The 12,839-nt window shown below is 70.0% G+C and carries 8 protein-coding genes; 1 reads left to right on the top strand and 7 read right to left on the bottom strand.

Annotation, left to right across the window (positions count from 1 at the left end; genetic code table 11):
* Positions 1–7: 7 nt before the first annotated feature.
* The 5 genes from AB0367_RS05350 to AB0367_RS05330 form a co-directional block, all read right to left on the bottom strand.
* A complete protein-coding gene (locus tag AB0367_RS05350; protein WP_366224924.1) occupies positions 8–1,489 on the bottom strand; it encodes a glycosyltransferase family 2 protein in 1,482 nt (493 codons plus the stop codon).
* 150 nt (positions 1,490–1,639) lie between these two features.
* Positions 1,640–5,725 (bottom strand): glycoside hydrolase family 38 C-terminal domain-containing protein, encoded by a 4,086-nt coding sequence (locus tag AB0367_RS05345; protein ID WP_366224923.1) that lies wholly within the window; start codon positions 5,723–5,725, stop codon positions 1,640–1,642.
* Positions 5,722–6,633 (bottom strand): carbohydrate ABC transporter permease, encoded by a 912-nt coding sequence (locus tag AB0367_RS05340; RefSeq protein ID WP_366224922.1) that lies wholly within the window; start codon positions 6,631–6,633, stop codon positions 5,722–5,724. Before AB0367_RS05340 ends, AB0367_RS05345 begins: the two co-directional genes overlap by 4 nt.
* A complete protein-coding gene (locus AB0367_RS05335; RefSeq protein WP_366224921.1) occupies positions 6,630–7,607 on the bottom strand; it encodes a sugar ABC transporter permease in 978 nt (325 codons plus the stop codon). Before AB0367_RS05335 ends, AB0367_RS05340 begins: the two co-directional genes overlap by 4 nt.
* Before the next feature lie 54 nt (positions 7,608–7,661).
* Complete coding sequence (locus AB0367_RS05330) at positions 7,662–8,939, bottom strand: extracellular solute-binding protein (protein ID WP_366224920.1); 1,278 nt, start codon at positions 8,937–8,939, stop codon at positions 7,662–7,664.
* Positions 8,940–9,839: 900 nt separating this feature from the next.
* Here AB0367_RS05330 and AB0367_RS05325 point away from each other — a divergent pair.
* Positions 9,840–10,937 (top strand): hypothetical protein, encoded by a 1,098-nt coding sequence (locus AB0367_RS05325; protein ID WP_366224919.1) that lies wholly within the window; start codon positions 9,840–9,842, stop codon positions 10,935–10,937.
* A 222-nt stretch (positions 10,938–11,159) separates the two neighbouring features.
* Here the strand turns inward: AB0367_RS05325 and AB0367_RS05320 are convergent, their stop codons facing one another.
* Together AB0367_RS05320 and AB0367_RS05315 are read right to left on the bottom strand one after the other, a co-directional pair.
* Positions 11,160–12,215 carry a hypothetical protein gene (locus AB0367_RS05320; RefSeq protein ID WP_366224918.1) on the bottom strand — a complete coding sequence of 352 codons (1,056 nt, stop codon included), beginning with the start codon at positions 12,213–12,215 and terminating at the stop codon, positions 11,160–11,162.
* Entirely contained in the window at positions 12,212–12,709 is a 498-nt protein-coding gene (locus AB0367_RS05315) for a SigE family RNA polymerase sigma factor (RefSeq protein ID WP_366225120.1), read from the bottom strand. The genes AB0367_RS05320 and AB0367_RS05315 overlap by 4 nt, the downstream gene beginning before the upstream one ends.
* Positions 12,710–12,839 lie beyond the last annotated feature (130 nt).

Here is a 12,839-nt window from a genome sequence, read left to right as displayed (position 1 = left end):
CGACGGGTCACGACGGCTTCGCGATGACGAGGAACTTGTTCTCGGCGCGCCGGGCGAACCTCACGAACCCACGCAGCCCGGGGAGGCTCTCCATCAGCCCGAAGAACGGGATCAGCATGACCACGGCCAGGGACTCCCACCACTTGCGCCGGTCGTCGCCGGAGACGCCGGCATTGACCCGCAGGCCCTCCCAGTACATCCAGATCGTGTAGGCCATGTTCAGCGCCCAGATCGGGATGACGACGAGCGTCACCGGGGATGTGTTGGGATCGGCGATGAGGATGGCGAGGAGCAGCACGACCCCGACGTTCTGGATCGGGCCGAGGACCCACGCCAGCACCGAGTACCCGAGCAGCACCCGGTTTCGCAGCTGCAGCGACCGGTTGAACACCAGGGCCGCCAGGCCCCAGGACCACCGCTCGCGCTGCCGGAAGAAGTCGCGGAGGGTGGCGGGCGACGCGCCGTAGCACCGCCCGCCGAACCAGGCGCTGCGGCCCCCGTGGCGAGCGCTGAAGATGAGTGCGAACTGGGCGTCCTCGACGAGGCTCTGCGGGCCGAAGTCCCAGCCGATGGTCGCCTCGATCGAGGCCCGCACGAGCAGGAGCTCCCCGTGCACGCCGGCGCGCGGGGTGCCACTGCCGGTCCAGGCCGAGAAGCGCCCCACGTCCTCGGCCGGCCGCACGGCGTCCGCCAGCCAGATGAGCCTGTTTACGGCGTATTCGCGCGGGTACGTGAGAATGCCCTGAGCCAGGTGCTTGGCGTCGCGGCCGGCCAGAAACTGCTCCTCGATGAACCGCGCCATGGCCAGGGCGGTGTCGGGTCCCACGCCGGTGTCGTCATCCATGTGCAGCACCCACACGTCGTCGCGGGCCTCGTGTTCGCGGATCCGCAGTTCATGCGCATAGTGGGTGGCGCGCGCCTTGAACCTCGTCCCGTTGGCGGTGCGGTACCCCCTCGGCACGGTGACGAGCCGTATCAGCTCGCTGCCGTCGGCGAGGTCGGCGATGCACTCCCTCGCCTCGCAACCCTCGTCGATGACGATGTCGATCCTGAGCCTGGAAAAGCACCTGGGCAGATAGGCGATGTAGGAGCGCACCGAACGCTCGAGCGCGGGATAGGTGTCGTACCGGCCGATGGTGGGCACGACGACGACCAGGAGATCGTCGGTTCTCGTCAGCCCGCGGCCGGACCAGCGGGCCTCTGACTCGTGCAGTGCCTTGCGCGTGCGTCGTATGCCGACGATGCCGGTGAGCGTGGTGAAGATGGGCCACGTCCACAGCACCGTCAGCGGCCAGCCGAGCAAGCCGGCGATCGGGTCGGCGGACCAGAAGTCGAATGCCACGATGAGCAGGTAGGAGAGGATCAGCGGCCAGTAGGACGGTCTCCAGCGCGTGAGCCGGCGGTGCAGCTCACGCGCCTGCCGCGGGTCGTACACGGTCGGCGCGACCCGGAACGGCCCCGCGCTCAGCGCCTCCCGCCCCCCGGGCAAGGCGTCATGATCAAGCCGGGCGTCCCCGTCCGGAGGGACGGGTTCGGGTCCTCCCACGTCCGTTTCTCCCTGCGTGCTCGTGGTTGTCGCCGGGCAACGTGAAGCTACCCGTGGACAGAGCGGCCAATCCGGAGTCGGCCGCCGAGCACGTCACCCGCTCTGCCGAGCGAGCCGCTGGAGGTACGGTTCGTAGGGGCGCCGGCCGCCTTCGTCCGGCCGGACGATGATGCGAACGGGTTCGGCGTACGCGATGTGTCCGTAGGCACAGACCTTGGGCTGGGCCCAGAACTCACCGGGTGGCGTCGCGGCGGGGACGGCGATGGGGAACTCGACGCTCTGCGTGGACCCGGGTGCGATCGTGAGGCCGCGGGTCTGGCCGCTCGTCAGCGACCAGATGTGGTGCGGGGTGATGAGCTGGACGTACCCGTGCAGCGCGGTGCGCAGGGTGTGGGTCACCGCTACGCGCACGCGGCCTCGCGCCCCGGGGGTGAGGGTGAGCTCCTGGGCCTCGCTGCGGGCGCGCAGCAGCGGCTCGGGCTGGGCCTGCTCAGGCCCGGCCACCGGCACGATGAGCACGTCCTCCAGGTCCTGCCCCTGGTGGTTGATGCTCGCCGCCACCGCGTACCAACCGGGGGCGGCGGTGTCGGGAACCGTGACGGTGACGGGCACGCTGAGGTGGCCTCCCGCGGCGACGGTCACGGATTTCGACCGCGGTGTCGCGATCCACCCCTGCGGTGCCCGGACGACCAGATTCCCGGCGTAGCCGGCGTCGGCGTCGTCGCAGACGATCTGGGCGCGCAGCCGCACGCCGGCGGCGGCGCCGTCGGTTCGCGGCTCGTCGTCCTCCGGCCGGAGGGTGAGTGTGACGGGTAGGTTGCCCATCGGCGCGGGGCCGCAGTTGTGCAGCCAGTAGCGGGTGAACACGGGCTGCACCGGTTCGGTGCTCGCCGTGAGCGTCGTCCGGCCCCGCTCGGCGCGAGCGGGTGACAGGGCGAGCGACGTGATCCGGAAGCCCTCGACGTCGACGTATGCCTGCCGGCCGTCGTGCTCGAGGTCCGCGCCCGGGCGGTCGAGCAGGTCGGTGGCGGCGGCCGAGAGGATACCCCCGGCGAGGCGGATCGCGACCCGGCCGGCGCGGCCGTGGGGTTCGTAGCCGCGGACGATCAGGCTGTCGCACGCGTCGGCGGGTGCCGTGGAGCCGGCGGCGAGCGGTTCGCCCCGCGGTTTGACCGCGGTGACGACGAAGCTCTCCGCGGGCTCGACGCCGAGCAGGGATCCGGTCGCCGGCAGCGGCCCGGCGGCGGCCGGCGCGACGGTCGCGGCCAGCGGATGGTTGACGGACTCCCCGGCGGCGGTGAACCCGGCGGTACGCCAGCCACCGGGGCCGCTCACCAGGTGGTACTCGAAACGCCTGCTGGTGTGGTGCTGGAAGCTGCGCCCGCCCGGTGCGCTGAGATCCGCGAAATTGATCGCGGTGCCGGTGGGCCAGCCGGTGCACGCGCGGGCCAGCGACATGTTCAGCGTGCCGTCGGGCTCGACCGCGAAGCCGGGGGTGCCGCGGTTGAGCAGCGCGACGGCGTAGTCGTCGACGGCCCTCTCGTCGCGGTGCAGCGCGAGCGGCTGCGTGACGTGCAGGTGCGCGTCGCCGACGTCGTCGAGGAACTCGGCGACGGCCCGCTGCTCGGCCTGCGTGTCGCTGCCGGCGATCAGCAGTACGGGCAGGTCCCGGACCGCGCGCACGTCGGCGCCCGGTCGCCAGACCTCCTCGATCGGCCGCTCGGCCGGAATCCAGAGGCGGGCCGTGCCGGTGGCCGCGAGTTGCGCGGCCAGCTCGGCGCCGACCTGCGCCGGCGCCCGGTCGAGCAGCTCGGCGACGAATTCGTTGCGCCGCGGGCCGCCGACCGCGACGCGGCAGTCGGGGAGGTTGGAGTCGGTGTCCAGCGCGCCGTAACGGTTTCCTGTCGCGGTCGTCACGGTGGCGGTGACACCCGCCCTGGCCAGTCCGACGGCGAGCCGCCGGGTCGAGGGCACGCCCTGATCGCCGTCGGGGACGACGATCTCGGCGATCGACACCGCCCGGGAGCGCTCGGTACGCCGCTGCGGATCATGGAGGTGGACGGTCAGCGCCGCCGCGAGGCCGAACCACCGGTGCGCCGTGTTGTCCAGCGTCCGGGGATGCTCCGCCGCGTCCGCGTCGAGCAGCGCGTAGCCGCGGCCGATGACGGCGGCCGCGGTCTCGCTGACCGGCATGCCGCCGGGGATGTGGCAGGGCACCCGCACCCGTAGGAGCCGGTCGGTGGCGGCGAACCCGTCGATGCTCGTGGCGAAGTCGATCCGGTCGATGCCGTGCCACAGGGTGGTGTGCTGCGTGTAACGACATCCGTCGATCTCCGCCGTCGCCGTGATGCGTTCGCCGATGGGGCAGCGTTCGACCGTGACGGTGGCCGCGGTGTCCGCGCCGCGCCAGACGACGGCGTGGGGGAGCAGGTGCCACGGGCCCTCGCCGAACTCCGGGTGGTCGCGGTGTTCGGCGAAGCAGACCAGTTCGTTGGCCACGCGGCCCGGCGGGAGGATGTCCCGGCCGGCGGCGAGGTCGGTGATCTCGGTCAGTGTGCCGCCTCGTGCGGGATCCGCGCGAAGCCGGTAGCGGTCGTTGGCGATGCCCGTCGCCTCGACGGGCCGCCACGCGGACGCGGACGGCTCCGCGGTGCCGGGCAGCAGGCGGAAGGTCCGGTAGCCCATCGACGGCACATCGCGCGCGACCCACCGCAGCAGCGCCCGGCCCGGCTGCCCGTCGGAGGCGGGCGCGAGGGCCTCGGTGAGGTACGGGACCGGGACCCCGCCGTCGTCGACGAGCGTGACGCCGACGCCCGGGTCGAGCTCGATCTCCAGGCCGACGGTGTCCGTCCGGGTGTGCGACAGCGGGTTGAACACGACGACTGCGGTGCCCTCCCCGCGGGTGTCGACGTGCCGGGTCAGATGCCGGCGGGCCGACCGGTCGACCTCTGCCGCCAGGTCGTGCGCCTCGCGCCAGCCCGCGATCAGGTCGAGGTAGACCTGGTCGGACTGGGTGCCGGTGACCGCGTCGTGGTGTGCGCCGAACAGCAGCAGCCGCCACGCCTTGTCGACGGCCGCGGCGGGGTAGGCGGCGCCGTGCAGGGTGGCGAAGGTGGCCCACTTCTCGGCGTCCAGCAGCAGCGTCTCCACCAGCCGGTGGGCCTGCTTGGTGTCGATCGCGGTGACGTCCTTGCCGGTGTAGATCGGGTTCATGTCGCGGGTCTGCGGCGTGGCGTGCACGCCCCGCGCCGCGAGTTCGTCTCGCACGGCGGCGAAGAAGTCGCGCGGCAGCCCGTATCGCAGCCGCACGTGCGGGTATCGCTCGTCCCAGGCCGCGCGCAGCTCGGTGACCCACCGCATCGGCGGGCTGAAGTCGCTGCCCATCGGGATCATGACGTTGCGGGTCGCGGCGGCCGGCCGGAGCTCGGCGAACAGCTCGTGCAGTTCGCCCGCCGCGGTCCGCGGGTCCTGGGCGGCGTCGAGGCTGAAGCCGGCCGAGTAGTGCCCGGCCATGTAGTGGGTGAGCAGGCCGTCGCCGCCGGGTGACACCCACTCGAACTCGGTGGGGAACTGGGCCGGCGCGAACGGCTTGCGGTGTTCGCGGATGTTCCAGCTGGTCAACATGGGCCCCCACTGGTGGTAGGGGCCGCGGGCGAAGGCGATCGAGGTCAGCCCGGCGCCGGCCATCACCTGCGCGAACTGCGGATCGTGGCCGAACACGTCCAGCTGCCAGGCCGTGGCCGGGACGCCTCCGATGACGTGCCGCTGAAACCCGACACCGTGCACGGCGTTGCGGATCGTCGTCTCGATGCCGGTGAGGTTGGTGTTGGGTTCGTTGTAGGTGCCGCCGACCAGCTCCAGGCGGCCGTCCGCCAGCAGCCGCCGGATGAGCTCGCGATCCTCGGGATAGGTGTCCCAGTACGGCTTGAGGTAGTCGACCTCGGCGAGGACCATGCTGTACTGCGGATCCTCGCGGATCTTCGCCAGGTGCGCCTTGACGAGGCTGAACGCGCTGTGGCCGGGCCAGGCGAAGCGCGCCGCGTCCTGCGGTTGATCCCGCGTATCCTGCGGCTGGTCCCAGGTCTGGGTGTACGCGGACTGCGTGTTCCACCACACCGGGTCGTAGTGGAAGTGCGGGATGAGCCAGACGGTCCAGCCCTGTGGCGCGTACTCGGTCACGCCTTCACCGCCCCTTGCATGATCCCGCCGATGATCTGCTTGCCGAGGAGGGCGAAGACCAGCAGCACCGGCGCCGTGCTGATCAGCGTTCCGGCGAGCACCAGCGAGTAGTCCATGTAGTAGCCACCGGCCAGTGTGGACAGTGCGACCTGGGTGGTCGGGTTGCCCTGGCCCAGAGCCAGCAGGGGCCAGAAGAAGTCGTTCCAGGAGTTCATGAAGGTGAACAGCGCGAGCACCGCGGCGACGGGCCGCGCCGCGGGCAGCACGACGTGCCAGTACAGCCGGTGCGTCGAGCATCCGTCCATCCGGCCGGCCTCCAGCAACGCGTTGGGCAGCGCTTCGGACAGGTACTGGCGCATCAGGAAGACGCCGAACGCGGACGTGGCGGCCGGGACGATCACCGCCTGCAGGTGTCCGGTCCAGCCCAGCCACTGCGACATCATGATGTACAGCGGGATGATGCCCAGCTGGGCCGGAACCATCATCGTCACGAGGAGGAACCCGAGGAGGGCGCCCCGGCCACGGAACTGCAGCTTCGCGAAGGCGAAACCGGCCAGCGTGCTGGTGAGCACCACGCTGAGCGTGACCACGGTCGCGACGATGATCGAGTTGAGCAGGGCGAGGCCGAAGTTCGCCTGCGTGTACGCCTGCTGCAGGTTGGTCCACAGGTGACGTCCGGGCAGCAGCTTGGGCGGCCAGCTTCCCGCCGCGGAGTTGTCGTTGGACGCCGCGACCAGGGACCAGTACAGCGGGAACGCCGACACCGCGGCGATGAGCCCCAGCAGCACGTAGGTCTTCTTCCCGGCGCGGCGCTGTCCTGGCGCCCCCGACGTCACGGACCTGCCGCGGTTGCGGCGATTGCCGAGGGACTCGCGGGGAATGGCACGGGAGACCGGGATGAAGGTCATGTGGAGCTCCGGATGCGTCGGGAGATCAGGTAGTTCGCGCCGACCGCCAGCACGATGATCATGAACATGGCCCAGGAGACCGTGGCCGCGTAGGAGTACTTGCCGTGGGTCCAGAACTGCTCGTACACGTACATGGCGAGGGTCTGGAACTGGCGGGAGTCACCACCGGTCGGGCTCATCCCCGGGTTGAACATGAGCGGCTCGGTGAACAGCTGGATGGTGCCGATGGTCGACATGATGACGCTGAAGATGATGGTCGGGCGCAGCGCCGGGACGGTGATGCTCCAGAACTTCTGGAACTGCCCGGCGCCGTCGAGGTCCGCCGCCTCGTAGAGGTCGTCCGGCACCGCCTGCAGCGCGGCGAGGTAGATCAGGGAGTTGTAGCCGGTCCATCGCCAGGTGAGGATGACGGCCAGCGCCACCCACGATTGCCAGGTGCCCGCCTGCCAGTCGACCTTGCCCAGCCCGACCAGGCTGAGCACCCAGTTGATCAGGCCGAGGTCCCGCCCGAACAGCTGGGCGAAGATCAGTCCGACGGCGGCGACCGATGTGATGTTGGGCAGCAGCACACCCATCCGCAGCAGCGTGCGGGCGCGCATCTTGCGATGCAGCAGATGGGCGAACCACATCGCGAGCCCCAGCTGCGGCACCGTGCCCAGCACGCCGATCGCGGCGGTGTTGAGCAGCGCGTTCCAGAAGTAGTCGTCGTGGATGAGCCGTGCGAAGTTGCCCAGCCCCACGAAGGTGCCCTCGCTGCCGGGTATGTCGCGGTTCCACTGGGTGAGGGCCATCCAGCCGGTGTACAGGAGCGGGAACAGCCCGAACGCCGCGAACACCAGGAAGAACGGTGCGATGTAGAGATACGGAGTGCCGCTCACATCGAACTTGTGGCGCAGGCGTGAGCGCCGCTGCGTCGCCGCCGGTGTGGTCCCCCGCCGCCCGGGTAACACCGACGAGGGTGCGAAGACTGCCATCAGGCTCGTTGTTCCTTTCCGGATCTTTCGCTGCTCGGCCGACGGTCGCGCCGGTTACGGCTCGGTGGCATTCGCGACGTCCTTCAGCACCTGCCGCCACGCCTGGGTGGGCCCCTGCTTGCCCTTGTCGACCCGGGCGATCCCCAGGCCGATCAGCGGTCCGATGTCGCCGTCCTTGGGGCCCTGGTACTGCGGCTGCAGGGTCTTCGCGGCCTCGGTGAAGATCCGGCCGGTGGGTGCGTTGTTGAAGAACGCGTTGGTGTTGCCGAGCACGGCCGGGTCGTCGTAGAGCGCGGCCTGGCTGGGCAGGTGGCCCTGGGTGCGGAAGATCCAGCTCGCCTGCTCGGGCGCGGTCAGAAACCTGGCGAGCTCGGCGGCCTCCTTGGGGTGCTTGCTCTGCTTGGGCACGGTCAGGAACGAGCCGCCCCAGTTGCCGCTGCCGCCGGGGACCGTGGCGATGTCCCACTTGCCGCTGGTCTGCGGCGCGTTCTGCCTGATCGTCTCGGTCATCCACGCCGGGCAGACCACGGTCGCGAACGATCCCCGCTGGAAGCCGGCGTTCCACTGCTGGCTGAACGTCGCCAGCTTCGCCGACTGCCCGGCCTGCACGGCCTCGACCGCGAGGTCGAACGCCTCCTTGACGGCGGGATTGTCCGCCACCACCACCTTGTTGCTGGAGGCGGTGTAGCCGACCGGCGCCTGGCCGATGATGGCGTTGAAGACGTTGGCCCCCGAGTCGAACCAGGCCACCTTCTCAGGGTCCTTGGGGGCCTTGGCCATGAACCGCTTGCCGGTCGCGATGTAGGACTGCCAGTCGGGCCACAACGCGGCCACCTGGTCGCGCTCGGTCGGCAGGCCGGCCTGGGCGAACAGATCCCTGCGGTAGCACATCGCCAGGCCGCCGATGTCGGCGCCCAGTCCCATCAGCCTGCCGTCGGCCCCGGTCGCCTGCTGCGACTTCCACGCCAGCCACTGATCCGGGTCGGCGCCGTAGTCCCTGAAGTCGACGAACTTGTCGGCCATGACCTTGAACTGCGCGATGTAGCCGCCGTCGATGGCCTCGATGTCGCCGGTTCCCGATCCTCCCAGCAGGTGCGCCTGCAGGTTCTTGTGATGGTCGTCGTACGAGACGATGTGCTCGACGATCTTGACACCGGGATGGGTCTGTTCGAACCTGGTGTACAGGTCGCGGTATCCCAGGTCGCCGAAGATCTCGACCACGAGCCGTTTCTCGCCCGGTGTGGCGGAACCGCACGCGCCTACCGCCGAGCCGACGAGCGCCAGGCAGCCCAGCAGCAGCGCTGTCAACGCCTTGGGCCTGCGGGTGAGCATCAGGTCTCCTTGAGGGTGTTCGGTGCCCGATGGACGTGGGGCCGTTGTCCTGGTTGCTGAGAAGATCGGCCGAGGGTGCCAGGGCATGGCCGCACGGCGAGCGCGCCGCCGAATCCGTGGTCACCCAAGAGACCGTCGCCGTCCCGGTCGGCCGGGCACGGACGCGATACCGCAGCGGAGGCGTCACCAGGACGTCGGCTCCGTGCAATGCGGTCAAGCGCAGTGCACCCGGCCTCCGCGGCGGTCGTCGAAGCACCGGGGGTCGGTCTCGACTGGCGAAAACTCTAGATTGCGGCTTCGATCCTGTAAAGCCCGAATTATAAAGAAAGTCCGAGTTATCCACAAGTCAGCTATCCGCGGATCAAGGGATGGACGGTCCGCGCCGCTCCAGCGAAAGCGCGCGGCCGACCTGGTCGCGCTGCACACAGCTGCGGCTTGCCGCTGTCCGGCACGCAGGCGGGGGAGGCCGCGCTGGCAGTCTTTCGACGTGCGGCGACCATGACGGGTCGGTCGGTTTGCGGCGCGGAAGGCCTGCTTCCAGCAACCGAGGTGGCCTTACGCCTTCCCGTCCTCGCGAGACCCGCTTCACTGGGAGCATCCGCGGTGAGCGTGGTGGCTGCAAGACAGACGTGCCTGGCTTTGTGGGCGTGACACGGCGGACGAAGACAGGCGCATGTAGCTCTCCGATCGCCACCGGCGTTACGACGAAGATCACGACGATCACCACCATGACCGCGAGCACGAGCACGGGCAGGTACGCCACGGCGGCCGCGCCCCGACTCCGGCCCACCAGCCGCCCGGGACCGACTATCGATGTCCGATGGCGAGCACACAGCGGCAGATCCGGATGTGCGCCGCGGCCCGCTCCGACGAGGCGGAGGGCCGGGTAGGGTTTCGAGCATGGATGATCTTGCCAGGCGATTCGCTCAGCTCGCTGGCGAGTACGACTCTCGGAAACGAGCGGCGACCGCGCTCGTCGGGCGCTGGGATTGGTACACCTGGCCGGGTCTGGATCTTCGTCCGTTGCACTTCGAACGGGACCTGCTCAAGGCCGGCCGCCGGTTGGACGACCGACCGCCGGTGGATCGGGATGTCCTGCGCATCGGGTTCGATGCCGAGGGCCGCGCGGTGGTGACCGAGCAGTACAGCGGGTTCCTTCACGGCCGCCTGTACTACGAGACCTTCGTCCGCTACGACGGCGACGTGGTCGAGGCGGCTCACTTCGACAGGGGAGGGCCCATCTACCTGCACGAGTACCGTTTCGGGGACGGACTGATGCGTTCGGCCGACATGGTCGCGCGGCGCGGGTCGGGCCGGGAGTCGTACGCATACGCCGATGGGCGCATCAGCCGCGTCGAGATCGAGCACGACGGCCGGGCGGCTTCGGTGCTGACGGCCGAGCACGACAAGAGCGGCCTGGTCCGCGTCGTCGAGGTCACGGGCCGTCGGTCCCAGGTGCGCTACGAGCGGCCGCCAGCGGGATTCGACCTCGACGCGGAGTGCCGGAGCATCGAGGACGCTTTCCTCGCTCTGATCCCGGACGCCGTGGCAGGGTTGGTAATCGACGGGCCGGTCGCCCGCGTCGCGCTGAGCTACTACCGATCGGACACGCTGTCCTTCGAGGTCCATGGGGCCACCGAGGAAGAATGCATCGCCTTGGCGGCGATCGATGCCCGGGCCGCATGGTCGCCGGCCGACTTCGAGGCCGGTGCCGACGTCAACCTCGACGACGCCCCATTGGTGCGGCTGGTACGACAGGAGCTTGCCCTGCTCAACGCCGACGACGTCGACGACGCCGCCGGATCCGAGGTCGGCCGGCGTCTGCTGTGCGCGGTGGCGGCCCGGCTCAACCATCGCGACTGGTCGGATATGCTGCCGGTCGCCGACGATTTCGTGGTGTACCCGGTCGACCTTGAGCTCGTCGACCTAGAACGGAATCTGGCCGACTGCGTGCCGCCGCACCGGTTCGCTCGGTTACGCGAACGCCGCCTGCTCTGACCGACCCCGGCCGGTCCCGGCTTCCGCCCGTTGTCAAGATCGGGCGCACTGTCATCGGCACGAGCGAGCGCCGTTGGTGCCGTTGGACGTACCGGACTCGCCGCCACGAAGCGTGACGATCTCCGAGCCGGCCGCCGCGCGAGACCTGCGGCATGTGTGGACTTGACCAGGCGCGCACGGCAGCCCGTGCGCGCCTGGTCACCGGCGAACCGGTAACCGATCTCAGCCCGGCGTCGCCGGAAGCCAGTGCTCCGGCATCGAGATGTCCGGGGCGGACCGGACAACCTTGCCCACCGCCAGTACCTCGGCTTCGGTCGCGCCGCGGGACGTCGTCATGGCCAAGGTCAGCTCGCCGAACTCGGGCAGTTGCAGCTGCACTCCGTCCTCGAAGGGCACCAACGCCGCCGGCCAGCCGGCCACCTTGCGGTCCAGCGCAGCGTCTTCGTCGTCCTTCGTGCGCGGCTCCCGTTTCACGACGATCATCATGATGCGGTGCGCCGTGCCAGTTTGGCTGTAGGTGATGGTCGCGCCGTCCAGGGACGCCCGCTGCTGTTCGGGCAGCAACCGCAGCGAGACGTCGCAGTCCTCCACGGCGTAGCCGGTCGGCAAGGCGACGGGCGCGGCCGGCACGGCGCAGTGCGTGCGACGGTCGAGGCGGACGTGCTCGGCCAGCTCCATGGCGAGTGCATCGCTGCCGGCGGTCACGTGCATCCACACCCCGGCACCGTCGGCGATCTCCCACACCACCCGGTGGAAGTCGCCGGAGCGGTACAGCGTCGCCGGGCGCTGCCCCACGGTGAGCGCCTGCGTCGATTCCGCGGCTTCGATCGGCGTCGGCTTGTCCAGCAGCTGCAGCTGGGCGCTGGCCCCCCGATCGTCTCGGAGCCGCAGCTCCGGCTCCAGCCCGAACCGCGCGTCGTACAGGTCGTACGCGGCAGGGATCGCATCGAGTGCGAACGGCAACTCGTCCGGGCCGCTGGCGGTCACCTCGGCGCGGCTCGGCAAGCGAGACGCGTCGGTCGTGGGCAGCCCGGGAACGCCGGGCACGACGACGAGCGGGGAAACACCGACCGGCATCGACGGCTCGCCGTGGTTGCGGTACACCGCGATACCGATGACCAGGGCACCGGTCACCACCAAGGCGGTACCTCCGGTGGCCAATCGGCGCGTCGCGATCCGGCGTCGGCCTCGCCTGGCGGCGCGCTGCGCCAGGACGGTGAGGTCCGCCTGGCTTTCGGCCCGCTCACGAAGTGTCTCGGTCAGCAGTTCGTTGATCATGTCACGCTCCCAGAGGTCGAGGTGCTCGGTGCCGAGAAATGTCCCCGCAAGGTCTCCAGCCCGCGCATGGCATGGGTCCGGACGGTCGCCGTGGAGCACGACAGGATCTCGGCGATCGCCGCGTCGCCGAGGTCTTCGTAGTACCGCAAGACCAGGACTGCGCGCTGTTTCGGCGGCAGCGCGCGGATGAGGCGCCACATCGCGTCCCGGTCGGCCACGGCCTGCTCATGGTCGCCGCCGCCGCGATCGGGGACGGCGTCGATCGTGACTTCCTGATTGGTCAGCCGCCGCCACCACGAGATGTTCGCGTTGACGAGCATGCGGCGCATGTACACGTCGGGGCGGTCGGCAGTACTGATCCGGTGCCATTTCGTATATGCGCTGGCCAGTACCTCCTGCACAAGGTCCTCGGCCCGGTGCGGGTCGCCGGTCAGCAGGCAGGCAAGGCGAAGCAGCGCGGGCCCGCGGGCGTACACGTACTCGTGGAAGTCCATCTTCCGAACAGACGCATCCGGCGGCCGCAACCGTTGACCCAGCACGCGGTATATCGCAGGCCAGGCGTGATCCCGCTGCACGCACATCGGCAGATGAGTGAATTGATCAAGCACTCCCACCGCTTTTATT

Origin of the sequence: Dactylosporangium sp. NPDC051484 (assembly GCF_040689395.1) — a bacterium.
Taxonomy (GTDB): Bacteria; Actinomycetota; Actinomycetes; order Mycobacteriales; family Micromonosporaceae; genus Dactylosporangium.
This window is presented reverse-complemented; position numbering and strand designations above follow the sequence as displayed.

Excerpts from the sequence above, each read along its gene's own strand:
- AB0367_RS05325 (WP_366224919.1), top strand. The coding sequence starts at position 9,840 with ATGGATGATCTTGCCAGGCGATTCGCTCAGCTCGCTGGCGAGTACGAC.
- AB0367_RS05335 (WP_366224921.1), bottom strand. The coding sequence starts at position 7,607 with ATGGCAGTCTTCGCACCCTCGTCGGTGTTACCCGGGCGGCGGGGGACC.
- AB0367_RS05315 (WP_366225120.1), bottom strand. The coding sequence starts at position 12,709 with ATGGACTTCCACGAGTACGTGTACGCCCGCGGGCCCGCGCTGCTTCGC.
- AB0367_RS05330 (WP_366224920.1), bottom strand. The coding sequence starts at position 8,939 with ATGCTCACCCGCAGGCCCAAGGCGTTGACAGCGCTGCTGCTGGGCTGC.
- AB0367_RS05340 (WP_366224922.1), bottom strand. The coding sequence starts at position 6,633 with ATGACCTTCATCCCGGTCTCCCGTGCCATTCCCCGCGAGTCCCTCGGC.
- AB0367_RS05320 (WP_366224918.1), bottom strand. The coding sequence starts at position 12,215 with ATGATCAACGAACTGCTGACCGAGACACTTCGTGAGCGGGCCGAAAGC.